Source organism: Corynebacterium sp. HMSC08C04, assembly GCF_001807495.1.
Classification (GTDB): Bacteria; Actinomycetota; Actinomycetes; order Mycobacteriales; family Mycobacteriaceae; genus Corynebacterium; species Corynebacterium simulans.
On the sequence record NZ_KV789205.1, the window covers coordinates 111,007 to 134,911 of the forward strand.

20 protein-coding genes are annotated in these 23,905 nt (G+C 57.8%); 11 read left to right on the forward strand and 9 right to left on the reverse strand.

Annotated features, from left to right (window positions below; genetic code table 11):
* Positions 1 to 93 precede the first annotated feature (93 nt).
* The 4 genes from nrdF to HMPREF3169_RS05490 all read right to left on the reverse strand — a co-directional run bounded on the left by nrdF (position 94) and on the right by HMPREF3169_RS05490 (position 4,663).
* The gene (gene nrdF, locus HMPREF3169_RS05475) at positions 94 to 1,119 is read right to left on the reverse strand and encodes a class 1b ribonucleoside-diphosphate reductase subunit beta (RefSeq protein WP_082778640.1); all 1,026 of its coding nucleotides are present in this window, start codon (positions 1,117 to 1,119) and stop codon (positions 94 to 96) included.
* Between the two features lie 53 nt (positions 1,120 to 1,172).
* A complete protein-coding gene (nrdE, locus tag HMPREF3169_RS05480; protein WP_070455894.1) occupies positions 1,173 to 3,371 on the reverse strand; it encodes a class 1b ribonucleoside-diphosphate reductase subunit alpha in 2,199 nt (732 codons plus the stop codon).
* Between the two features lie 35 nt (positions 3,372 to 3,406).
* Positions 3,407 to 3,835, reverse strand: a complete 429-nt coding sequence (gene nrdI / locus HMPREF3169_RS05485) for a class Ib ribonucleoside-diphosphate reductase assembly flavoprotein NrdI (protein WP_246815603.1) — start codon at positions 3,833 to 3,835, stop codon at positions 3,407 to 3,409.
* A gap of 147 nt (positions 3,836 to 3,982) precedes the next feature.
* Positions 3,983 to 4,663, reverse strand: a complete 681-nt coding sequence (locus HMPREF3169_RS05490) for a metal-dependent transcriptional regulator (protein WP_070455895.1) — start codon at positions 4,661 to 4,663, stop codon at positions 3,983 to 3,985.
* Positions 4,664 to 4,800: 137 nt separating this feature from the next.
* On the opposite strand from HMPREF3169_RS05490, the gene HMPREF3169_RS05495 reads away from it, so the two are divergent.
* Complete coding sequence (locus HMPREF3169_RS05495) at positions 4,801 to 5,400, forward strand: ATP-dependent Clp protease proteolytic subunit (RefSeq protein WP_070455896.1); 600 nt, start codon at positions 4,801 to 4,803, stop codon at positions 5,398 to 5,400.
* 21 nt (positions 5,401 to 5,421) lie between these two features.
* Positions 5,422 to 6,045: an ATP-dependent Clp protease proteolytic subunit gene (locus HMPREF3169_RS05500; RefSeq protein WP_070455897.1), complete on the forward strand. Its 624-nt coding sequence runs from the start codon at positions 5,422 to 5,424 to the stop codon at positions 6,043 to 6,045.
* A gap of 106 nt (positions 6,046 to 6,151) precedes the next feature.
* Here the strand turns inward: HMPREF3169_RS05500 and HMPREF3169_RS05505 are convergent, their stop codons facing one another.
* Genes HMPREF3169_RS05505 through HMPREF3169_RS05515 form a run of 3 tightly spaced genes read right to left on the reverse strand, consistent with a single transcriptional unit; the run spans position 6,152 to position 8,016 of the window.
* Positions 6,152 to 6,829, reverse strand: a complete 678-nt coding sequence (locus tag HMPREF3169_RS05505; protein WP_061924156.1) for a hypothetical protein — start codon at positions 6,827 to 6,829, stop codon at positions 6,152 to 6,154.
* A 12-nt stretch (positions 6,830 to 6,841) separates the two neighbouring features.
* Positions 6,842 to 7,660 (reverse strand): ATP-binding cassette domain-containing protein, encoded by an 819-nt coding sequence (locus HMPREF3169_RS05510; RefSeq protein WP_061924153.1) that lies wholly within the window; start codon positions 7,658 to 7,660, stop codon positions 6,842 to 6,844.
* Positions 7,661 to 7,662: 2 nt separating this feature from the next.
* Entirely contained in the window at positions 7,663 to 8,016 is a 354-nt protein-coding gene (locus HMPREF3169_RS05515) for a GntR family transcriptional regulator (protein ID WP_061924149.1), read from the reverse strand.
* A gap of 285 nt (positions 8,017 to 8,301) precedes the next feature.
* Here HMPREF3169_RS05515 and HMPREF3169_RS05520 point away from each other — a divergent pair, with 285 nt between their 5' ends.
* On the forward strand, positions 8,302 to 9,801 hold the full coding sequence (locus tag HMPREF3169_RS05520) for a peptide MFS transporter (protein WP_070455898.1): 1,500 nt from the start codon (positions 8,302 to 8,304) through the stop codon (positions 9,799 to 9,801).
* 304 nt (positions 9,802 to 10,105) lie between these two features.
* Positions 10,106 to 11,401 (forward strand): ATP-dependent Clp protease ATP-binding subunit ClpX, encoded by a 1,296-nt coding sequence (gene clpX, locus HMPREF3169_RS05525; protein WP_061924143.1) that lies wholly within the window; start codon positions 10,106 to 10,108, stop codon positions 11,399 to 11,401.
* A 67-nt stretch (positions 11,402 to 11,468) separates the two neighbouring features.
* Here clpX and HMPREF3169_RS05530 read toward each other — a convergent pair whose 3' ends face one another.
* Positions 11,469 to 12,239 (reverse strand): TetR/AcrR family transcriptional regulator, encoded by a 771-nt coding sequence (locus HMPREF3169_RS05530; RefSeq protein WP_082787679.1) that lies wholly within the window; start codon positions 12,237 to 12,239, stop codon positions 11,469 to 11,471.
* A 271-nt stretch (positions 12,240 to 12,510) separates the two neighbouring features.
* Between HMPREF3169_RS05530 and HMPREF3169_RS05535 the strand changes: the two genes are divergently transcribed.
* The 6 genes from HMPREF3169_RS05535 (at position 12,511) to ndk (ending at position 19,311) form a co-directional block, all read left to right on the forward strand.
* Positions 12,511 to 13,473, forward strand: coding sequence for a malate dehydrogenase (locus HMPREF3169_RS05535; protein ID WP_062037813.1), 963 nt, complete (start codon positions 12,511 to 12,513; stop codon positions 13,471 to 13,473).
* 153 nt (positions 13,474 to 13,626) lie between these two features.
* Positions 13,627 to 16,407 carry a valine--tRNA ligase gene (locus HMPREF3169_RS05540; RefSeq protein ID WP_070455899.1) on the forward strand — a complete coding sequence of 927 codons (2,781 nt, stop codon included), beginning with the start codon at positions 13,627 to 13,629 and terminating at the stop codon, positions 16,405 to 16,407.
* Positions 16,407 to 17,942, forward strand: coding sequence for a bifunctional tetrahydrofolate synthase/dihydrofolate synthase (locus tag HMPREF3169_RS05545; protein ID WP_061924129.1), 1,536 nt, complete (start codon positions 16,407 to 16,409; stop codon positions 17,940 to 17,942). Before HMPREF3169_RS05540 ends, HMPREF3169_RS05545 begins: the two co-directional genes overlap by 1 nt.
* Entirely contained in the window at positions 17,939 to 18,403 is a 465-nt protein-coding gene (locus HMPREF3169_RS05550; RefSeq protein WP_061924127.1) for a DUF4233 domain-containing protein, read from the forward strand. The genes HMPREF3169_RS05545 and HMPREF3169_RS05550 overlap by 4 nt, the downstream gene beginning before the upstream one ends.
* Before the next feature lie 131 nt (positions 18,404 to 18,534).
* Positions 18,535 to 18,861: a hypothetical protein gene (locus HMPREF3169_RS05555; protein WP_070455900.1), complete on the forward strand. Its 327-nt coding sequence runs from the start codon at positions 18,535 to 18,537 to the stop codon at positions 18,859 to 18,861.
* A gap of 39 nt (positions 18,862 to 18,900) precedes the next feature.
* Positions 18,901 to 19,311, forward strand: a complete 411-nt coding sequence (gene ndk, locus HMPREF3169_RS05560; protein WP_070455949.1) for a nucleoside-diphosphate kinase — start codon at positions 18,901 to 18,903, stop codon at positions 19,309 to 19,311.
* A gap of 210 nt (positions 19,312 to 19,521) precedes the next feature.
* Here ndk and HMPREF3169_RS05565 read toward each other — a convergent pair whose 3' ends face one another.
* The gene (locus tag HMPREF3169_RS05565; protein WP_083286072.1) at positions 19,522 to 20,319 is read right to left on the reverse strand and encodes a hypothetical protein; all 798 of its coding nucleotides are present in this window, start codon (positions 20,317 to 20,319) and stop codon (positions 19,522 to 19,524) included.
* A gap of 226 nt (positions 20,320 to 20,545) precedes the next feature.
* On the opposite strand from HMPREF3169_RS05565, the gene HMPREF3169_RS05570 reads away from it, so the two are divergent.
* A complete protein-coding gene (locus HMPREF3169_RS05570) occupies positions 20,546 to 23,719 on the forward strand; it encodes a translation initiation factor IF-2 N-terminal domain-containing protein (protein ID WP_070455901.1) in 3,174 nt (1,057 codons plus the stop codon).
* Positions 23,720 to 23,905: the final 186 nt, after the last annotated feature.

A 23,905-nucleotide genomic window follows, 5' to 3' on the forward strand; every position in this document is an offset into this window, starting at 1 on the left:
AGCCGCAATGCCGCAGGTTGGTTTCCTTCACGAATAGTCTCAAACAATGCAATGGTTTCAAGCCAGCTTCCTTGGTCTGGTCGTGGGAAGGGTTTAGAAATCCCAGTCATCATCACTCGTTTCTTCAGCGGTACCAATGACATAGGAGGAGCCTGAACCAGAGAAGAAGTCATGGTTCTCGTCTGCTCCAGGAGCTAGGGCGGCGAGAATTTCTGGGTTAACTTCCGTTTCCTCAGGTGGGAAGTAATCTGGGTAGCCTAAGTTCATCAGGGCCTTATTTGCGTTATAGCGAACGAAGACGGCCACATCGTCCATGAGTCCTAATGGTTCATATAGTTCGCCGGAGTATTCCAGCTCTAGGGAATAGAGCTCCTCGAGCAAAGAGATGGTGAAATTCTTCATCTCTTTTTGCCTTTGAGGAGAAGAAGATTCTAGGCCACGCTGGTATTTATATCCCGAGTAGTAACCGTGTACTGCCTTGTCACGCAGAATGAGGCGAATCATGTCTGCCGTATTGGTCAGGGTGGCGTGGACAGAAAAGTGTAAGGGGAGATAGAAACCCGCGTATAGAAGGAGCGAAGAAAGAAGCGTCGATGATACCTTGCGCTTGAGCGGATCCGGCCCGAAATAGTGCGTGAGGACTTTCTTGGCACGTGCTTGGAGAAGGTCATTATTCACCGCCCAGCGGTAGGCTTCGTCGATTTCCTTTGTGCTGCTTAGCGTAGAAAACACTGAAGAATAAGAACGGGCGTGAACTGATTGCATGAAGGCAATGTTGGTGTAAACGGCCTGCTCATGCTCGGTGCGGGCGTCTTGAATTTGGCAGATTTCTCCCACGGTAGCCTGCACGGTATCTAAAGTGGTCAGGCCTGTGAACACCCGCATGGTGAGGTTACGCTCTGAGGGCGTCATTTTCTGCCAGGCTGAGAGATCATTAGAAAGCGGCACTTTCTCCGGCAGCCAGAAATTGGCGGTGAGCCGGTTCCATACTTCAAGATCCTTTTCGTCACTCACACGGTTCCAATTGATGGGGCGGATGCGGGCTGAGGGATCATGTCGGAAGCTCGGAGGCGTAACAGAGATGCTAGTTAACGCAGCAGCGTTCGATGTTGAAGTCATTACTTTTTCCTTTCGGGTGAATTGGTAGTGCAAAAGATGGGAGGGCAGTGCTCCTATAAAGCGCAGGAGACGCAGCCTTCGACCTCGGTGCCTTGGAGCGCGGATTGGCGTAAACGGATGTAGTACAAGGTCTTGATGCCGGCCTTCCAGGCATAGATTTGCGCCCTGTTGATATCCCTAGTGGTGCTGTCGGCAGTAAAGAACAAGGTCAGAGAAAGGCCTTGGTCCACGTGCTGCGTGGCCATGGCGTAGGTATCAATGATTTTCTCGTATCCCACGGTGAAAGAGTCCTCGAAATACTCCACATTGTCGTTGGTCATTTCCGGTGCGGGGAAATACACGCGCCCCAAGCGGCCTTCCTTGCGAATTTCGATCTTGGAGGCAATCGGGTGGATGGATGCAGTCGAATCATTGATGTAGGCAATTGATCCAGTGGGTGGAACTGCCTGTAGATAGGCGTTATATATTCCGTCTCGGGCCACCTGATTCTTTAATTTCAGCCAGTCCTCGCGTGTAGGAATCCGCACGCCTGCTTCATGGAAAAGCTGCTCTACTCGCTTGGTGGCAGGTACCCATTCCTGTTTGAGATACTTGTCGAAGAATGCGCCGGAGGCATAAGCAGAGTCTTCAAAACCCTGGAATCGCTGACCTTTCTCTACCGCTAACGCATGGGATGTGCGCAGCGCATGATAGGTCACAGTCAGGAAATAGAAGTTGGTAAAGTCCAAAGCCTCGGCGCAGCCATAGGGAATCCGTTTGGAAGCAAGGAAACCATGGAGATTCATCTGCCCCAAACCAATCGCGTGCATGGATTCATTGCCTTTAGCAATGGAAGGAACTGCTTCGATATCGGTAAGATCTGAGACTTGGGTGAGCGCGCGCACTGCGGTTTCTACAGTTGCTCCAAAATCCGGTGATGCAAAGGCCTTAGCGATGTTGAGCGAACCCAGATTGCATGAAATGTCTTGGCCGATGGTGGTGTAGTTGCCAGATGGGCCAAGAGTGGATGGCGCGTTGACTTGAAGGATCTCGCTACACAGGTTGGACATATTGATACGCCCTTTGAGGGGATTAGAGCGATTGACCGTATCTTCGAAGAGGATATAGGGGTATCCTGATTCAAATTGAAGCTCAGCAAGCGTAGTGAAAAACTCCCTGGCCTTGATGGTGGTGTGCGAAATTCGCGGATTGGTCACCAGCTCGTCGTAATGCTCGGTGATAGACATGTCGGACATGGGCACGCCGTATTCGCGAGCAATGTCATAAGGACTAAACAGATGCATGTCCTTGTTCTCTTTGGCCAGGCGAAACGTTATATCCGGAATAACGACACCCAGTGAAAGGGTCTTGATGCGAACTTTTTCATCTGCATTTTCCCGTTTGGTATCGAGGAAGCGAAGAATATCTGGGTGATGCGCATGCAGGTAGACAGCCCCAGCGCCCTGGCGGGCTCCCAGTTGGTTGGCATAGCTGAAACTATCCTCCAGAATCTTCATAACTGGGACTACGCCGGATGCTTGGTTCTCAATCTTTTTGATCGGGGCTCCGGATTCGCGCAGATTGCTTAGCAATAGGGCCACGCCACCGCCGCGTTTTGATAGCTGTAGCGCGGAGTTCACACTGCGGCCAATGCTTTCCAAGTTGTCTTCTATTCGCAGGAGGAAGCAAGACACCATTTCACCGCGCTGAGCCTTGCCTGCGTTGAGAAAAGTAGGGGTGGCGGGCTGGAATCGTCCGGACATGATGTCGTCCACCAGTTTCTCTGCAAGAGCTTTGTCGCCTTGTGCCAGGTAAAGAGCTGTGGTGGTGACGCGTTCTTCGTAGCCTTCAAGGAGTGTTGAGCCGTCAAAGGTTTTTAGCGCGTAGGAAGTAAAGAACTTAAATGCGCCGAGGAATGTGCGGAACCGATGCTGGGCGCGATGTGCTCTGTCATATATGGCGCACAGGAACTCGTCCTCGTAAAGTTCGAGGAAACCCCGCTCATAGTATTCATTATCTACTAACCATTCCAGGCGTTCCGTGGTGGAGCTAAATGTGCGCATGCGGGGAGCAACATGGTGGGCTAAATAATCCTGTGCTGCCTCAATATCTTTGTCGAACTGAATTCTCCCGGAAGAATCGAATAAGTTCAGCTGCGCGTTGAGCGCATGGTAACTTTTGCGCTTACCAACGCCGCCTTCGTCGTTAGCACCGGTGGTGATGCGATGGGCTGCGTCAACAGGCTGCGTGGGTGTGGTCTGCGGAGGGGTCATTGTGTAGTCCAATCTGTGTGGTCCGGACGTGTTCTTCATCTTTTGACGTGTTCTTGCTGTTCCCAAAACTTGTGAAGACCTTGTTTTACGGTGTCAATATCTTTTTGGGTGCCGAGTAGCTCAAAGTGATACAGCTCGGGCACGTGGCACTTGGCGGAAATGATTTGGCCGGCTACGCAGTAGGCGTTTCCGAAATTGGTGTTTCCTGAGGAAATGACGCCGCGGATAAAGGATCGATTGATTGGGTCGTTAAGGAAAGTGATGACCTGTTTAGGAACCGCGCGTTTGAGAGAGCCGCCTCCGTAGGTGGGGACGACGAGTACATACGGGTGTGAAACCTGGATCATTCCGTTTTTCTTGGGCCGCAGTGGAATTCGCACTGCGGGTCTGCCTAGGCGTTCAACAAATCTTTTTGTGTTTTCAGAAACGCTCGAAAAGTACACCAAATCTGGTGAGTCTGACATAGCAATCCTGCTCATCCTGGCCTGAGCCATTCGTGGGATATGTGATATCCGAAAGCGTAACTACGTGTGAGCGTAGTTGCAAACTACGTTGCAACGTATATTTTAAAAGGGCAGGTAATGTTAGGTTTAGGTGGAGGGGGATGGCTTTTATGGGGTATGAGGAGCTACAAAAACTGCGTCGGTAGCTGGGCGTGCGAGCAGTACCCACGGAGCGCTACCAAATACTCGCACTTCGAGTGATTCTGAAAAGGGGGCTCCTTCGCGCGTGTCTAGAACGGCACCCGTGACGATGCCGTGTTCTTTCAGGAAAGCTAGTAGTTGTGGGTCGGAATCGGAGATTCGTTCAACGATCACCTGAGTTTGTGCTCCGCTGTCAGAGAGCCGGTGTGCACGAGGAATCGTGATGTTCCCATCAACTGTGGGAATAGGATCGCCGTGTGGATCCCTACTGGGAAAATTGAGGAACTTGTCCACGCGCTCTATCAGCATGTCCGACACTGCGTGTTCGAGGTTTTCTGCTTCGTCATGGACTTCGTCCCATGTATAGTCCAATGCCTGTACCAAGAAAGATTCAAGCAATCGGTGACGGCGCACCATATCCAATGCATACTGTCTACCCCGATCGGTGAGCTCCACTGCTCCGTAAGGTGTGTGTGATACCAACCCTTGCTTGGTCATTTTGCGCACTGCATCGGAGACTGAGGAGAGTTTGAGCCCTAAATGTGCTGAAATAAGCGTGGCGGTTACGGGCTCAGATGACCATTCCTTTAGCCCCCAGATGGCTTTCAAATAATTCTGTGTGCTAGTCGAAAGCTCGGAAACAGACATGGGGAAATCTTAACCCAGCACCTTAGTGTGTGCTGACGTAGCGCTCCCAACGCTCATAGCGAACAGAGGCCAAATTTGAGAAGAATGTCGGTAAGGTGGGGCCAGTTAAAAATTCTTCAATTGAAGGAGCATCATTAATGTCTGAGAAGATTTCAATGAACTCATCCACTACTGGTATGAGCCTGGGTGATAGCGTCTATGAGCGCCTCTTGCGCGAGCGCATTATCTTCCTGGGAACCCAGGTGGATGATGAGATTGCGAACAAGCTGTGCGCCCAGATTCTCCTGCTGTCCGCAGAGGATCCCACGCGCGATATTTCGCTTTATATCAATTCGCCGGGTGGCTCCGTTACCGCGGGCATGGCCATCTACGACACGATGAAGTACTCGCCGTGCGATATTGCTACCTATGGCATGGGTCTGGCAGCTTCCATGGGCCAGTTCTTGCTCTCCGGCGGCACCAAGGGCAAGCGCTACGCTCTGCCACACGCTCGCATCATGATGCACCAGCCTTCCGCTGGCGTGGGTGGCACCGCTGCTGACATCGCCATCCAGGCTGAGCAGTTTGCTCAGACCAAACGCGAAATGGCGCAGCTGATCGCTGAGCACACCGGCCAGAGCTTTGAGCAAATCACCAAGGATTCTGACCGTGACCGTTGGTTCACCGCACAGCAGGCCAAGGAATACGGCATCGTTGACCACGTCATCGAGTCCGTAAACGGCCCGATCAATAACTAGGGAATAAGGAGAATTATCACTATGTCTAACCTTCAAATGCCTAATTCCCGCTACGTTCTGCCGGAGTTTGTCGAGCAGAACGCACAAGGCTCTAAGACCACCAACCCGTACTCCAAGCTCTTTGAGGAGCGCATCATCTTCCTAGGAACCCAGGTTGATGACACCTCGGCGAATGACATCATGGCGCAGCTGCTGGTCCTCGAGTCCCAGGATCCAGATCGCGACATCACCATGTACATCAACTCCCCGGGTGGCTCCTTTACCGCGCTGATGGCCATCTACGACACCATGCGCTACGTCCGCCCAGACGTGCAGACCGTCTGCCTGGGTCAGGCTGCATCTGCTGCAGCCGTCCTGCTGGCTGCCGGTGCACCGGGCAAGCGTGCGGCACTGCCGAACTCCCGCGTGCTGATTCACCAGCCACGCACCCAGGGCACCCAGGGCCAGGTTTCTGACCTAGAGATCGAGGCTAACGAGATCGAGCGCATGCGCCGCCTCATGGAGAACACCTTGGCTGAGCACACCGGCCGTACTGCGGAGCAGGTTCGCATCGATACCGATCGTGACAAGATCCTGACCGCCCAGGAAGCCGTTGAGTACGGCATCATCGATACCGTCTTTGATTACCGCAAGCTCAACGCCTAAAACGCAGTCGTTAAGCTAAAGCCCTTGCACCGTATTTGTGGTGCAAGGGCTTTGGTTTTAGTTCTTTAGGGTTTCTATAGGGCTTGGTGCGTCACCCAAACCCGTTCTACGGATGGATGTGTCTAGGCAGCCGCCACATCAGCACAACGCTGACGATGATAGCGATACCGCTGAAAATGAATAGGCCTGGGTACGGTGCCTCGATTGGGATACTGAAGGTGTATGCGGCCCAGTTTATCGCGATTGCTAGGAAATAGACTAGGAGAATGCCTCCAGCGGCGGTGATGGTTCGCATAGCGATACTTCTATTATCAAGCGCTTTGAAGAGCATCCCTATCGCCGTGCCAGCATAGCCCGCAACGAGGTAAGTGGTCAGGAATGCCAGGACAGAAAGCAAATGAGCTAACCAAGTTGGAAGGGTGCCGGTATCGCCGTTGACAGCAACCTCAAAAGAGCTATCGACATCAACGCCTGCGGATACCGCGATGTAATGTGCTGCGGCGGCGACGAGTCCAAAGATGACGGAACCCACGATGGCAAACCCGTGAGCTGCGATCTGCCACCGCTTCTGCGGCATATCGAGGCTGCGCAAAACCTTGAACTGCGAGGTTGCGCTTGCGCAAAGTATCGCCCAAAAGATAGCCGAGAAGATGATCCAGAAAGTGGGATTAACGCTAACTTGGCTGGAGTCATGCGGAACTAGGTAAGCGCCCACGGCGAGCACAATGATGAGGGGTGCAAATACTGCGATTGTCTTTCGGTGTGCCGAAACGAGTGCGGTCATGGTGTTGCTCCTTTAAAGCTGTGCGGATACAAGTGAGTCGATGAGTTGGACGTCGTCTGGGAAATCGGTGTCTATGCCGTGGAGAGGAGTATTCAGCGGCTCCGCTAGTTGGACACGTACGCGAGAGGTTCGCCCGAGCTTTTGCTGGCTGACGACGCTCCCCGTGAGTGCGGCAACTGCGTCATCAACGGCACTGCTCTCGCCCGTGAACAGTGGATATAGTTCCCGCTGTTCGTCGAGCAGAAGTGGACCAATCGCGCGGCCTTTCTGCACGACGATGAGCCCCTCAACGAGGCCAGCGAGATCCTCGGCGCGATGTGAGGATAGAAGTAACGTCCAATCGTCGTTGTGGGATGCGTGTTCGATGATGACTTGGCGCAGTACCTCACGCGTCGGTACGTCTAGCCCAGTGAAAGGCTCATCCATCAGCGTGACAGGCGTGCGTGCAGCAAGAACGGTGATGTTGGCAATCAATTGGCGCTTGCCGGTGGAAAGCCTCGAGCAGACCTCTGAGGGGTGAAGCTCAAAGCGGGCTAAGAGACGGTTCGCATAGGCGATGTCGAGTTCACCTCGCGCTTTCTGGGCGATGTGAAGGTGATCTTTTACTGTGTACCCCGCCAGCAAAATGTCAGCGCCGGTGCGTGCAAGGGCAGTTGGGGCAGTCTCGATAGAGCCGGATGTCATTGGAAGGTGACCCGCAATCGCTCTCATAAGCGTCGTCTTGCCCGCACCGTTGGTACCGATAATGCCGTAGATTCCGGGCTTCAATCGGATCGAGTGAGCGTGGAGAAAGTCCTTTACTCGGAGGTCTTTTGCCTCGATAGTGTGCATGGTTATTCTCCTTCGCTTTTGATGAGTTCGATGAGCTCAGCCGTTGTGATTCCGAGGGCTCGTGCTTCGGCTAGAAGCGGTGCGACGAAATCCTCGTGTAATGCGGCACGACGCTTTTCTGCAATGCGGGTGCGCGCTTCGGGAGTGACGAACATTCCAAGTCCGCGACGCTTTTCGAGCAGGCCTTCGTCGAAGAGCGCGGTTAAGGCCTTGGACGCTGTCGTGGGGTTGACTGAGTGGAATGCGGAAAGCTCGTTTGTGCTGGGGGCGCGGTCGCCGGGGGCGAGCTGGCTGGACATGATCATGTCGCGGATGCCGCTGGCGAGTTGTTGGTAGAGGGGGAGGGGATTGCCCATGAGACCTCTTTTCGGATGCGTGACTGATAACAAAGCGGTTTGTGGGTTTGTGGGTTTACCACCCATGTGGGTAACCCTAAATGAGCTTTGATGTGTCGTCAAGAGCAAGCGGCAGAAGCGGAGATTGATGCTCCGGCCCTTGGTCGATTCGGCTGCAAATATAAGTGTGAAAGTTTTCGCAGTGCGGGGCCATGACGTGGAACTTTCTGCAGCCGCGTGCTTTAACAAATATTTCGGGCAACCAACCGATTTGTTGTTACCGAGAATTAGTGGTCAACTATTTATATGTCAGATCACAATACGCAGCTGTCTGGCGCGACAGCACACAAAACGGAGCCTGAAGAAAGACTGTTCTTCGGGCATCCGTGGGGCCTAGCCAACCTATTTGGCATCGAGATGTGGGAGCGTTTCAGCTTCTACGGCATGCAGTCGATCGTTTTGCTCTATATGTACTACTCCGTCACCGATGGCGGACTAGGCATGGACAAGACCGCTGCAACGTCCGTGGTTGGTGCCTACGGCGGTCTGGTCTATATGGCCTGCCTTTTGGCCTCTTTGGTTGCAGACCGAATTTTGGGCCCGGAGCGCACCCTGTTCTACTCCGCGAACCTGGTGATGCTCGGTCATATCGCTCTGGCGTTTATTCCGGACGTTATTGGTCTGGCGATTGGTTTGGTTCTCATTGCCATCGGCTCTGGCGGCGTGAAGACCACCGCCCAGGTGGTGCTTGGCTCGCTATATAGCCGTGATGACACCCGCCGTGACGGTGGTTTCTCCATCTTCTACATGGGTGTCAACATCGGCGCTCTATTCGGCCCGTTGATCACAACGGTCATGTGGGGCTGGAAGGGATTCCACTGGGGCTTTGGCCTCGCGGCAATCGGCATGTTCGCGGGCCTGATTCAGTACACCCTGATGCGCAAGTCCACCATCAAGGATGCAGGCCACGAGGTCCCGAACCCTGCTAGCAGCAAGCAGATGCTGCTCGGCCTAGCTGCCGTCCTTGGCATCGTGGCAATTGCGGTAAGTTCCATCGCAACCGGCGTTATCAAGGTCGATTGGCTATCCAACATCGTCACCGTCGTTGCGCTGTTGGCGGCAATCGTATTGTGGTGCCAGATGTACTTCTCCGAGCTGGTTGATGCGGAAGAAAAGAAGCGTCTGCTGGGATTTATCCCACTGTTTGTCTCTGGTGTTTTGTTCTTCGGTATCTTCCAGCAGCAGTTCACCGTCATGACCATCTACGCGGACGTGCGCTTGAACCGTAACTTCTTCGGCATCGAGATTCCGCCGTCACTGGTGCAGTCCTTCAACCCGATCTTCATCGTGATCTTCTCTGCGATTTTCGCAACGATGTGGACCAAGCTCGGTAACCGTCAGTGGTCCACGCCAGTGAAGTTCGGCGCCGCGAACATCATCATCGGTATTTCCTTGTTCTTCTTCCTGCCGTACTCCGGTACCGGTGCAAATTCCACGCCGATGTTTGCCATCATTGGCATCCTCTTCCTGTTCACCATGGGTGAGCTTTTGCTGTCCCCGGTTGGTAACGCGCTTGCTACGAAGGTCGCGCCACGTGCCTTCCCCTCCCGCATGATGGCGGTGTGGATGATGGCCGTTGCCATGGGTACCTCCCTGGCTGGCTCCCTGGCTGGTTTCTACAACCCAGAGGACGCTGGCGCGGAGAATACCTTCTTTATCTCCCTGGGCATCGCTTCCATCGTTCTGGGTCTGCTGGTCCTGGCAGTCAGCCGCTGGGTGGTTAAGAACTTCGCCACCTTCCGCTAAAAAGGAGCCGATGCTTTCCGACGCCGTTGGTCTTAAGGCCCGCGGCGTCGTCGCCGTTTTCTTGGTCCCTGCGTTGCCTGCTGAAAGCAGACGCATAGTGTATGTGAACTGCGAAAAGGGAAGTCTCAAGGAGGGGTTGAGGCTGCGCCACGCGGAGGAATGAATGAGGGCGGTGTCGCGTTGATTTACTAAGGTGGAGGTATCTGTGGGACGCGCCCCTTTTTAAGGGCGCCGGATGCAAAGGATTGGCATCCTAGAATCTTCCCACCACAATCAATAATCAAAAGCGAGTGGAAAGACCTTAATGGCACGTATGCAAGAAAGCGCTGACCTGCTCAAGTGCTCCTTTTGTGGCAAGAGCCAGAAACAGGTGAAAAAGCTCATCGCCGGCGGCGGTGTCTACATCTGTGATGAGTGCATCGAGCTGTGTAATGAGATCATCGAAGAAGAACTCGGCGCAGCCGCCGCGGCTGACAATGCCGAGAAGGAAGTAAAGCTTCCGCGCCCTTCGGAGATTTCCTCCTTCCTTGATAAGTACGTCATCGGCCAGGACCAGGCCAAGCGCGTGCTTTCTGTGGCGGTTTATAACCACTACAAGCGCATCAAGGCAGAAGAAGCAGCGGGCCTGGAAAGCCGCCGCAAGAAGGTCGAGGATGAGGACGTCGAGATCGCTAAGTCCAACATCCTGCTGCTCGGTCCTACCGGTTCCGGCAAGACCTACCTAGCGCAGACGCTGGCTCGCATGCTGGATGTTCCTTTTGCTATCGCCGACGCCACCAGCCTTACCGAGGCCGGCTACGTGGGCGAGGACGTAGAAAACATTCTGCTTAAGCTCCTGCAGGCCGCAGACTTTGACGTAGAGCGCGCGCAGCGCGGCATCATCTACGTCGATGAGGTGGACAAGATTTCCCGCAAGTCCGAAAACCCATCCATTACTCGTGACGTTTCCGGTGAGGGCGTGCAGCAAGCCCTGCTGAAGATCTTGGAGGGAACCGTAGCCGCCATCCCGCCGCAGGGTGGCCGTAAGCACCCCAACCAAGAGTTCATCCAGCTCGATACCTCGAACATTCTGTTCATCGTTGCTGGTGCCTTTGCTGGCCTCGATAAAGTCATCGCAGAGCGCGTGGGCAAGAAGGGCGTGGGCTTTGGCGCGAAGCTCGAGACCGCCAGCGAGCGCGAGAAGCTCGACCTCTTCTCTGAGGTACGCCCTGAGGATCTCGTAAAGTTCGGACTAATCCCGGAGTTCATTGGCCGCTTGCCGGTTGTGGCCACCGTGGACAACCTCGATCGTGAGTCCTTGGTCAAGGTCTTGGTGGAGCCGAAGAACTCGCTCATCAAGCAATATCAGCGCCTCTTCGAGATGGATGGCGCGGAACTGGTCTTCGCAGACGAGGCCTTGGGCTCCATTGCCGAGCTCGCGCTCGAGCGCAAGACCGGCGCTCGTGGCTTGCGTGCCATCATGGAGGAGCTGCTCGTTCCCATCATGTATGACCTGCCAGACCGCGAGGACATCACGGCCGTGCACATTACCGAGGCCTGCGTTAAAGGCGAGGGCGAGCCGGAGTTTGTCTATTCTGACGCCGAAAAGGAATCTGCCTAGCTAACGCGTTTCCGTCTAACCCCACATGCTCAAAGAGCCGCCTTCTATAAGGCGGCTCTTTTAGGCTTTATTCGTAAATGTCCGATGTGGCCTGCTCCTCGTCGCTGGAGTAGATATCCTGCGGGCTAGCGTCGTTGTCTTCGTCGGCGGCGCTGGTGGTGAGGTAGGAGCCGTGCCCGGAATCCGGGATGTTGGCGGTAAGGAATGCCAGGACTGCGTCGACAGCCATGCGGTGCATGCCGTCGGTGTTTTCGGGGCTGCGCATGTCGATATCCAACAAATTCTGCATCATCGAGCGATTGGTCACGCGGTACATCGTGAGGGAGGCAATGAGGGTGAAGATATCGTTGGCCGAAATGCCCGGGCGGAAGGCGCCGGAGTCCTGGCCCAGCATCAAAAGTTTGTCCAAGTGAAGGGAAACTTCGGAGACGTCGATTAGCGCGTGGCCGCCATCAAGCGCGCCGGTGGAGGTCTCCATCGTCATCATGCGGATGGCCTCTGGGTGCTCAACGTGCTGCTTGAAAAGCCAGTCTACGAGCGTGCGTACCCCTTCCACTGGGACTGCAGAGTCCAGCTCAAGGCTGCCTGCCGGTGGGTTGAGGCGGCGTGCCGCAACCGCGAGGGCCTGCTGGTACAGGCCCTTTTTGTCTCCAAAGTGGTAATGGATCATGCGCTTGGACATGCCGGCGAGGCGGGAAATGTTGTCCAACTTGGTGTCAGCGAATCCCAACTTGGAGAACTGCTCGATGGCGACGTCGATTACTTTGTCGACGGAGCCCGTAAGCTCGGCGGTGCCGACGGAATCGGGCGAAGCCGAATCAGTGGCGTCCATGGTCATTGTTTCCGTCCTTGTAAGTCCTGTGCGAGATGAATCTGTTCCTTTAAGACTCTTTCTTTCTCCTTCCTATAGTGCCCAAAAACCAACTTTTCCGAGTTTCAAGTGAAAATAAAGTCATGAACTGCGGGATATTCGGGGGTAATTTTCGCAATTTGGTGATCTCGATTGACTCCAAAAGAGGGGAGTAACCTGCTGCATAAGTTCTGCGCGCAAGGCTAAGGTGGGCTTTAAGAACACGTTTGTTTCACCACATCCCGCAGGAGGATTGCACATGACTGAGTCAGCATTGAAGCCCGTCAAAGTAACCGTTACTGGAGCAGCCGGCAACATCGCTTATTCGCTGCTGTGGCGCATCGCTGCTGGCGACGTCTACGGAAAAGACACCCCGGTTGAGCTCGCGCTGCTGGAAATCCCTGACGCTGTAGGCGCCGCAGAAGGCGTGGCCATGGAGTTGGCTGACTCCGCTTTCCCGCTGCTGCGCGGCATCACCGTCACCGATGACCCAGCAGTGGCCTTCAAGGACACCAAGGCCGCCTTCCTCGTGGGCGCGCGCCCGCGTTCCAAGGGCATGGAGCGCGCGGACCTCCTCGAGGCCAATGGCGCCATCTTCACTGTCCAGGGCAAGGCCATCAACGATCACGCAGCGCGCGATGTCCGCGTGCTCGTCGTCGGTAACCCAGCCAACACCAATGCCTACATAGCCGCCCAGAGCGCACCAGACCTGGACGCCAGCCAGTTCAACGCACTCATGCGCCTAGACCACAACCGCACGCTCAGCCAGCTTTCGCTCAAGACCGGCGCGCCAACCGCAGAGTTCACCAAGGTGGCCGTTTGGGGCAACCACTCCGCCACCCAGTTCCCAGACCTTAGCTACTCCAACGCGGAGGTAGATGAGAAGTGGTACACCGAGGAGATGATTCCGAAGGTGGCCAAGCGCGGCGCGGAAATCATCGAGGTCCGCGGGCATTCCTCCGCTGCTTCTGCTGCCTCTGCTGCAGTCGATCACATGCACGATTGGATCCACGGCACCGAGGATTGGCGCACCGCCGCGGTGGTCTCCGATGGTTCCTATGGCGTGGACGAGGGCCTTATTTTTGGTTTCCCCACCGTGGCTAAGAACGGCACCTGGGAAATCGTGCAGGGCCTAGAGCTTGGTAAGTTCCAGACCGAACGCATCCAGGCCAACGTGGAGGAGCTGCGCGCTGAGCGCGAAGCCGTCCAGCACCTGCTTTAATCGAGCAGCAGGTTATCGATAAGCCGCACCGGACCCACGAATGCGGCAACCAACGCTAGGGCAGGGCGCGCTGCAGCAGCCACCGGCGCCCGCGGTGCCGATTTCGCCCAATGGGGTGAAAAGCCAGTTGACCGACAGGGTAGACTTGTCCGGGTGACTGAGCAGAACAACGCTGTAGATAAAGAGCAACTAGTAGGCGCTAACCGTGCTGACGCGCTTCCGAAGTCCTGGGAGCCGCAGACGGTAGAAAAGGACCTCTACGAGTCCTGGGTGGAAGCCGGCTACTTCACCCCGGATGCCGCCAGCGAGGCAGAGCCTTATTCCATCGTGCTGCCGCCACCCAACGTGACCGGCCAGCTGCACATGGGCCACGCCCTAGACCACACCCTCATCGACTCCATCATTCGCCGCAAGCGCATGCAGGGTTATGCCACCCTGTGGCTGCCGGGCGCCGACCACGCGGGCATCGCCACCCAGACCAAGGTCGAGGCCAAGCTGAAGGAGACCGAGGGCAAAAAGCGCTGGGATTATGAGCGCGAGGAGTTCATCTCCAAGGTCTGGGAGTGGAAGGAAGAATATGGCGGCACCATCCAGAACCAGATGCGTGCCATTGGTGACTCCGTGGACTGGTCCCGCGAGCGCTTCACCCTGGACGAGGGCCTGTCCCGCGCGGTCCAGACCATCTTTAAGCAGCTTTTCGACGCCGGCATGATCTACCAGGCCCACCGCCTGGTCAACTGGTCCCCGGTTCTGGAGACCGCGGTCTCTGACATCGAGGTTGTTTACAAGGACGTCGAGGGCGAGCTCGTGTCCATCCGCTACGGCTCGCTAAACGACGACGAGCCACACCTCATCGTGGCCACCACCCGCGTGGAGACCATGCTTGGCGACGTCGCGATTGCCGTCCACCCCGACGACGAGCGCTACAAGGACCTGGTGGGGCAGGAGTTTGCCCACCCCTTCCGCTCCGACCTGAAGCTCAAGGTCATCGCTGATGATTACGTGGACATGGAATTCGGCACCGGCGCCGTGAAGATCACCCCGGCCCACGACCCGAACGACTACCAGATGGGCCTGCGCCACAACCTGGACATGCCGACCATCATGGACTCCACCGGTCACATCGCGAACACCGGCACCAAGTTCGATGGCCTGACTCGCGAGGAAGCACGCGTGGAGATCCGAGAGGCGCTGCGCGAACAGGGTCGCATCGTCAAGGAAATCCGCCCTTATGTCCACTCCGTGGGCCACTCGGAGCGCTCCGGCGAGCCGGTCGAGCCGCGCCTTTCCCTGCAGTGGTTCGTGGCGGTAGAAAAGCTGGCCAAGTACTCCGGCGACGCCGTGCGCGAGGGCGATACCACGATTCACCCGACCTCCCTCGAGCCGCGTTACTTCGAGTGGGTCGACGACATGCACGACTGGTGCATCTCCCGCCAGCTGTGGTGGGGCCACCGCATCCCGATCTGGTACGGTCCGGAGACCACCGACGCCGAGGGCAACACCACCCGCGATATCGTCTGCGTCGGCCCAGACGAGGAGCCGCCGGCAGGCTACGAGCAGGATCCAGACGTTCTGGATACCTGGTTCTCCTCTGCGCTGTGGCCATTTTCCACGCTGGGCTGGCCGGAAAAGACTCCGGACCTGGAGAAGTTCTACCCAACCAACGTGCTGGTCACTGCCTACGACATCCTGTTCTTCTGGGTCGCCCGCATGATGATGTTCGGCACCTTCGCTGGCGGCCAGACCCCGGAGTTGCTCAACGCTGGTGATGGCTCCGCGCGTGATGGCCGCCCACAGATTCCTTTCCACGACATTTACCTGCACGGCTTGGTTCGCGATGAGCAGGGACGCAAGATGTCGAAGTCCCTGGGCAACGGCATCGACCCGATGGACTGGGTCCGCGACTACGGCGCGGATGCCCTGCGCTTTACCCTGGCGCGTGGCGCAAACCCGGGCGTCGACCTGCCGCTGGGCTCCGACGCTGCTGCGGCTTCCCGTAACTTCGCCACCAAGCTTTTCAACGCCACCAAGTTCGCGCTCATGAACGGCGCTGGCGTGGCGGAGCTGCCGGCACGCGAGGAGCTAACCGACGCCGACCGCTGGATCCTGGACCGTGCCGAAGAGGTCCGCGTCAAGTTCGACGCTTACCTGGATGACTACCAGTTCTCCAAGGCTAACGAGCTGCTCTACCACTACATCTGGGATGAGCTGTGTGACTGGTACCTGGAGATCGCCAAGTCCCAGATTCCGCGCGACGTCGATTCGGCAGATACGTCAGACGCGGAGCGGCTGACCGGACGCAACACTCAGATCGTCCTGGGCCGCGTCCTCGACGTCGTCCTGCGCCTTTTGCACCCAACCATGCCTTTTGTCACCGAGGTCCTGTGGAAGGCACTAACGGGCGGCGAGTCAATCGTGATTGCCCCGTGGCCAACCGCGGCCGATACCAACGGCGGCGTGGCCACCGACGAGGTTGCCGCTCGCCGCATCGCGGACGCCGACAAGCTCATCACCGAGCTGCGCCGCTTCCGCTCTGACCAGGGCGTTAAGCCTTCGCAGAAGGTTCCAGGCCGCCTGGACTTCGCCTCGGTGGACCTTGCAGGTCAGGAGAACCTGGTGCGCAACCTGGCTAATACCACCGTGCCGGAAGAGGGCTTTACCGCCTCTGCTTCCATCGAGGTTCGCCTTTCCCAGGGCACCGTCGAGGTCGCTCTCGATACCTCCGGCGCAGTCGACGTCGAGGCAGAGCGCAAGCGCCTGGAAAAGGATCTGGCCAAGGCCAACAAGGAGCTCGAGCAGACCGGCAAGAAGCTGGCTAATGAGTCCTTCCTAGCCAAGGCTCCGGAGGAGGTCGTGGAGAAGATCCGCACCCGCCAGCAGGTGGCACAGGAAGAAGTCGACCGCATCACTGCACGCTTGGAGGCACTTAAGTAGTGAGCAAGCGAGAAGATCGCGAGGAATACGAACTCGTCGACGCCCTGCAGGAGGGCACTGAGGGCGGACCCGTGGAGATCACGGAGTCCGGCCTGCAGCTCAACCTCGGCATGGGCGCGGAAGACGAGTACGAGGAAGCCGCTCCCATCGAGGTCAGCCCGGAGGAACTGGAAGCGCTAGCGCTTGTCGACGCCGAGCTCAACGCCCGCGCGCCCGAAACCCAGATCGCTCCGAGCCTGGAACGTATCCAGGCGTTGATGGATTTGCTGGGTAACCCGGAGAAGTCCTTCCAGGTCATCCACGTCGCGGGCACGAATGGCAAGTCTTCGACTTCCCGCATGATCGACTCCTTGCTGCGCGCCTTCCACCGCCGCGTCGGATTGGTGACGAGCCCGCACCTGCAGCTGGTCACCGAGCGCATCGGCATCGATGGCCGCCCGATTCACCCGCGTGACTTCGTGCGTATTTGGGGCGAAATCAAGCCTTATGTCGAGATGGTCGACGCGCGCTCGGACATTCCGATGTCCAAGTTCGAGGTGCTGGTGGCCATCTCTTATGCGGCCTTCGCCGACGCGCCAGTCGACGTCGCCGTGGTCGAGGTCGGCCTCGGCGGCACCTGGGATGCCACCAACGTGGTCAACGCCGAGGTCTCCGTCATCATGCCGGTGGGCCTCGACCACACCGACTACCTGGGCGATACCCTCGCCGAGATCGCGGGGGAGAAGGCCGGCATCATCAAGGCGCGCGAGCACGACGATGATGACGTCCTTGCCCCGCGCGAGAACATCGCCATTATCGCGGAGCAAGAGCCGGAGGCGATGTCCGTCATCCTGCAGCGCACCGTCGAGGTCGGCGCGGGCGTGGCGCGCTCCGGCAGCGAGTTCGCGGTGCTGGAGTCCCGCATCGCGGTCGGCGGCCAGCAGCTGAACATTCAGGGCTTGGGCGGCCTCTACGAGGACGTCTTCCTGCCGCTGCACGGCGAGCACCAGGCTAAAAACGCCGGCGTGGCGCTGGCTGCGGTCGAGGCCTTCTTCGGGGCGTCGGCAGGCAAGCCGCTCGATGCGGCCACCGTGCGCAACGGCTTTGCACAGGCCATCTCTCCCGGCCGTCTGGAACGCGTGCGCACCAGCCCCACGACCTTCGTCGATGCCTGCCATAACCCGCACGGCGCGAAGGCCCTAGGCGCGGCCCTTGACCGCGACTTCGACTTCGCGCGCCTCGTTGGCGTCATCAGCATCTTCGAAGACAAAGATGCCCTTGGCATATTGGAGGCCCTCGAGCCTTATCTCACTGAGGTCGTCATCACGCAAAACTCTTCTCCGCGCGCCCGCGACGCCTACGAGCTGGCAGAGCTCGCCCGCGACATCTTCGGCGAAGAGCGCGTCTACGTGGAGCCTGATCTGCCCGGCGCTTATGCCCAAGCAGTCGAGCTGGCTGAGGATGCGGAAGTTCAGTCCGGCTCGGGTATCGTCATCACGGGTTCCGTCGTCACTGCCGGCGACGCCCGCGCGATGTTTGGAAAGGATCCCGCATGAGTCAGTCCCGCCGCACCAACCGCAACGAGGTGCCGGAATCTGAAATCAGTCCGCTCGGTCTCGGCAAGGCACCGGTCAAAGACCCACTCAAGCAGTTTGGCGGGATGGTGGTGGCCAGCTCTCTGACCATGGAGCTGCTCACCCTCGTGCTGGCGCTGCCACTTTTGTACAAGCTTTACGACGGCACGCTGTGGACCCCGTTTAACTACTCCGTAGTGATTGGCCTGGCTGTGCTGCTGCTCGTTAGCTTCGCGTTCATGAACAAGCCGTGGATTGTCAACGCCATGATTGCGCTGCACGTGCTCGCTATCATCTTGGGCTTTATGATCCACTGGTCCATCGCGGCCATCTTCATCATCTTTGGCCTGCTGTGGCTTATGGCTTCTTATATGCGCGGCATCATCGTCGAGCGTATGAAGCGCGGATACCTCACCACCCAGCACCTAAACGCCTCGAAGTAGCCCAATGAAGCTGTCGTTCCTCGACCGTTTTCTGATTTTGTGGATTCTGCTCGCAATGCAGCCAGGAACTCGGCGGTTTCGTCGGGCCGACGCCTCGCTGCCGCGCTAAAAGCCACGTAGACTTTGCAGGCATGCGCTATCTCTACTTTTTCCTCGCGGCACTGGGCTGCATTGCGGCCTTGCTGCTGCGCGCAATGACCGGGCAGCCTTGGATGCCGCTGGTTGCGCTGCTTGCTGCCGCCGCGTTCCTGGCGCTCGGCCTGTGGCAATCGGCGCGCCCCGCAACTCCCGTTAGCGAGACAGATCTTTCAGAAGAGCAGCGAGCCGAACTTAACCGACTGCTGGAAAACGGCCAGTTCGGCACCGCCGTGAAACAGGTGCAGCTGTGGTTTAAGGGGACCGATTACAACCACGCAGAGAAAATCGTGCGCGGGCTGAACCAAATAACTCGCCCCTAGCGCGAGACGCGGCGGAATAGCTTTAGTACTATGGCAGCCATGACTGAACGTACACTCATTCTCATCAAGCCAGACGGCGTTAAGAACGGCCACGTCGGTGAAATCATCACCCGCATTGAGCGCAAGGGCCTGAAGCTGGTTGCTATGGATCTGCGCGTTGCAGACGAGGCTACCGCTAAGAAGCACTACGCAGAGCACGAGGACAAGCCATTCTTCGGTGACCTCGTTGAGTTCATCACCTCCGCACCGCTGGTTGCTGGCGTTGTTGAGGGCGAGCGCGCTATCGAGGCATGGCGCCAGCTGGCCGGCGGCACCGACCCAGTTTCCAAGGCCACCCCGGGCACCATCCGCGGCGACTTCGCCCTGACCGTCGGCGAGAACATTGTTCACGGCTCTGACTCCCCAGAGTCCGCTGAGCGCGAGATCTCCATCTGGTTCCCGAACCTGTAAAAGCATCTAGCTTTTTAGCCCGCATTCGCTTGGCGAGTGCGGGCTTTCTTCATGCTTGGTGCCCCTTCTCCTTCGCTGGCGCCGTATCTGCACCGCTTTGGCGCCGTATCTGCACCGCGCCTGCGCAATTTGCCAAATATGCCGCCAAAACCACCCCGTTTCAGCGCACTATTTGGCAAAATGTGCGGCCCAAGCCCCAGCAGCCCTCAGCTAACGCCTCCGCGCCTCATGCATGCTCCGCACACCCAACTCGGTCAGCGTGACATCCCAGGTGCGAGTGTTATCGGAATGGCGCACACCGCGCAGCTTCACCACGCCGGTCTTTTCCAGCTCCAGCACGCGCTTTTCGAGGCCTTCCTCCTGCCCGGTGATGTGACCCAACTGCTTGACGCTCACGATATTGCCTTCCACAGCACCGGCTGCCACCAGCGCGGAGACAATATCGGCGTAGTCGGTTACAGCCTGCAAGGTCGTCTCGGTGATTCCCTCGATCGAAGAATGCTCCAGCGTCTTACGAATGCGCCGCCGCCCAGTGCGGTATGGGCCAGTAAACGAGGCCCAACCGCCAAGCGTGAACGCTGGCACCATGTAGATAGCCTTGCAGACAGTTAGCACGATGGGTGAGATAGTGGCATCTGGGACGAGGCCGAAGTCATCGGCCAGCCACAGAATTGGCGCACCCACCACCGGCAGGAAGGGGCCGATATAGGCCAAGGAGGAGTAGTCGCCCGACTTATACTCCTCGCGCACGGCCTGAATCATCTTGGGCTTTTTGCGCAGAATGTTGATGCCCGCCAGCACACTAAGCACGATGCAAATGCCCACCACCACGTACTGGCCTGAATAGTGCCCCAGATCTGGATTGGATAAAGCAAACGCGAGGGAAAGCGGAATCGAGCCGATAAGAATATCGCGCATCGAAATCTCGTTACGGGCCCGAGCCTGTGCCACCGTGCGCGGTGCGTGCTCAGGAATTGCGAGTTCTTCTTTCTCCTCAGGCGCTTCCATGTCTGACATCTTGCCACAGGTGGTCTATATCTCGTGGGGCTTGGTTTGGCTAAAGCACAGCTTGCCGACGTCCTGTGCCACAATGGGAAGCAGAAAACTTCATACCGCACCATACATTCCGGCCCCCTCGTGTGGCTGCAGAAAGCCTGTGTCAGTCAAAAGGTGCTGATTATGTTGCCTGCGCCCGGGGATTGTGCCGCTGATTTTGTCAGGAGAAGGTCACCAGATGGCGACTAAGAAGACTACGAAGACTGCAAAGAATACGAAAACTGAAAACTCATATGCTGCTGCAGCAGCTTTCGCCGCAAAGATTGACCGCGAAGCTTTTGCAGAAAAGACCCGCCTGTATACGGTGGCAAAGCAGCTGGGGCTTAGCTCCAAAGAGCTCGTTGCTGAATACGCCGAGCTGGGCCTGAAAAAGGCCGCGCAATCCTCCCTCACGCGGGAAGAGGTAGGCCAAGTCCTCGATGCCATCATCGCCAAGGCGGGCGATGGCGAGGCCCAAGAAAACAAGCAAGAAAACAAGAAGGCTAAAAAGAAGAAGGCCGTCGCCCAGCCCGCTGAGATCAAAGACGAGCAGGACGATGCCAAGCTGCGCGACCGCGTGCGCAAGAACGTCGCCAACGAGATTTCCCAGATCGAGGAAAAGATCGAGGCCGAGCTCGCCGAAACCGCTGAGACCGTCGAAGACACTGCGCAGCCAGAAGAAGCTGAGCATGCGGACACGGGCACCGTCGACGTCGAGAAGCTGCATGAGGCGCTAGTAGAAGCCGGCGATGAATTCGACGAAGACGAGTATGCACCCGTCGTTACGCCGATGCCGCAGGACGAGCCAGAGGTCTACGACTTCGCTCCCATCTTCATAGCGCCGAAGTTGGAAAAGCCGCAGCCGCGTGAGACGGAGGAGACCTCCGAGGAAGCTCGCAGCGGTGGTCGCCGACGCGGTAGCCGTGGTACGTCCCGTGGCCGTGGGGCACAGGGGCATGAGCACGAGACCGAGACGATCGAAGAGCCTAAAGCAATCAAGGGTTCCACTCGCATCGAAGCGCAGCGCCGTCGTCGTGCCGAGCTGCGTGAGAAGGGCCGAGAGCGTCAGCACATCGTCTCCCAGGCGGAGTTCCTGGCGCGTCGGGAATCCGTCGAGCGCACCATGGTCGTGCGCGACAAGGAGCGCGCCGATGGCGCTGGCATCATCACGCAGGTTGGCGTCCTCGAAGACGATCTCCTTGTAGAGCACTTCGTCACCACTGAGGCCCAGGCCTCGCTCATCGGCAATATCTACTTGGGCCGCGTGCAAAACGTCCTGCCTTCGATGGAGGCTGCCTTCATCGACATCGGACAGGGCCGCAATGGCGTGCTTTATGCCGGTGAAGTGGATTGGCGTTCTGCTGGTCTGGGCGGCCGCGGACGCAAGATTGAAAATGCGCTCAAGTCTGGTGACCAGGTTCTGGTCCAGGTGGCTAAGGACCCAATCGGTCACAAGGGCGCGCGTCTGACCACCCAGATTTCCCTGGCCGGCCGTTACCTGGTCTATGTCCCAGGTGGCCGCAGCGCGGGTATTTCCCGCAAGCTGCCTGTTCCGGAGCGCAAGCGCTTGAAATCCATTTTGGAGCGCGTTGTGCCTGGCGACGGCGGCGCAATCATCCGCACCGCAGCCGAGAACGTCTCCGAAGAGGCCATTTCCACCGACGTCAATCGCCTCCATGACCTGTGGGAGGACATCACTCGCCGCGCTGAGCACGAGAAGTCCACCAAGGGTGCCAAGCCGGTGACCATGTATGAAGAGCCAGATCTTCTGGTTAAGGTCGTCCGAGACCTTTTCAACGAGGACTTCACCAAGCTCATCGTTGACGGCAAGCGTTCCTTCAACACCGTCAGCGCCTATGTAGAGTCCATGGCGCCCGATCTCGCTGACCGCGTGGAGAAGTACGACGCACGCAGCAACGGCGGGGAAGACGCCTTTGTTACCTACCGCATCGATGAGCAGCTGCATAAGGCGCTCAGCCGTAAGGTATGGCTGCCTTCCGGCGGCACCTTGGTCATTGACCGCACTGAGGCCATGACCGTGATTGACGTCAACACCGGCAAGTTCACCGGTTCCGGCGGCAACCTGGAGGAGACGGTCACCCGTAACAATCTTGAGGCTGCCGAGGAAATCGTGCGCCAGATGCGTCTGCGTGATTTGGGCGGCATGATTGTCGTGGACTTCATCGACATGGTTCTGCCGGAGAACCAGGAGCTGGTTCTGCGCCGCCTCAAGGAGGCCTTGGGTCGTGACCGCACGCGCCACCAGGTTTCTGAGGTCACGTCGTTGGGTCTGGTACAGATGACCCGTAAGCGCCTGGGCACCGGCTTGGTGGAGACTTTCTCCACCGAGTGCGAGACCTGCCATGGCCGCGGCATCATCATCCACGAGTACCCAGTGGAAGAAGAGCAGGATACTCACGGCAGTCACGAGCACAAGGGACGCCGCCAGCGTCGCGAACGCCGTCACCCCGAACATGATCCGCAGCAGCATCCGGCTGCCGTTGCCATGCACCGCCACGAGGATGAGCAGGACCAAGAGCAACAGGGGGAAAAGAAGACCTCCATCGAGGAACTCGTAGCTGGCATCGTCGTGGGCGAGGAGGAGCAGGACGAGCAGAAGGGCAATAAGAAGCGCCGTAACCGTCGTAGTCGCCGCGTCCAGCGTGAGGAAAGGAAGCCTCAGGACGCTGGTACTTCTGCAGAAGACATCGCAAGCATCGGTTATGCTGCTGCGGAAAACGCCGCAGAGCTTGACGACGTCGCAGAGTTCAGCTCGTACGTTGCCGACGAAGAAGAGCAGCCACGCCATGATAAACGCAAGAGCGGACGCGGCCGTCGTCGTAGCGTGCGTTCGAATGCTCCGAAGCAGCAGGAAAGCGATAAGCAGCAGACCTACGAGGAAGCCGTTGCAGAGTTCGAGGCTTCGCCGCGTCGTAAGCGCCGCACCCGTGGCAACTCGCGTTCCGACCACCGCCCGCAGCCGCAGGACTTCCTGGCTCCGGCTGAAAAGGAAGCGCCCGCCGAGGAAAAGGTGGAGCGCAAGCCGAAGGCTGCGCTAAAGCGAGTGCGTGGTCGTCGCCGCGTTGTTCGCCAGAGTGCTGCCAAACCAAAGGATGCCCCCGTGGTAGAGCCCGAGGCAGAAGAAGCAGGAGAGCCTGCAGCTACCGAAACCAAGGTCATTCGCCGTGGCCGCAAGCGGGCCGTCCGCAAGGCGGTGGCTCGTAAGTCCGCGCAGCCAGCAGCAGAAAACACTCAGGAAAATCCGGCTAAGCAGAGCGAAAATCGCCAGGCTGAGTGGGAAAAGGGGCGTGCTTCTGGCAAGGGCGGCAGTGGGCGCGGACGGCGTCGCGTAGCACGGCGCAGCGCAAAGTAGGCCTTCGCCACGCGGGAGAGAAAATACGCAGTTTGTATTTTCTGCCCGTGACGGGGTAGTCTTTGACAGTCGCTGTTTAGACCATGAATGCGCTGCATCGGCCGAGTCGTTGTTTTGCGCGGGCGCCACACATAGCGCCAGGGATAAACGCAATAAGTAATTGTCCATTCAGAAGTGGCTCACCCT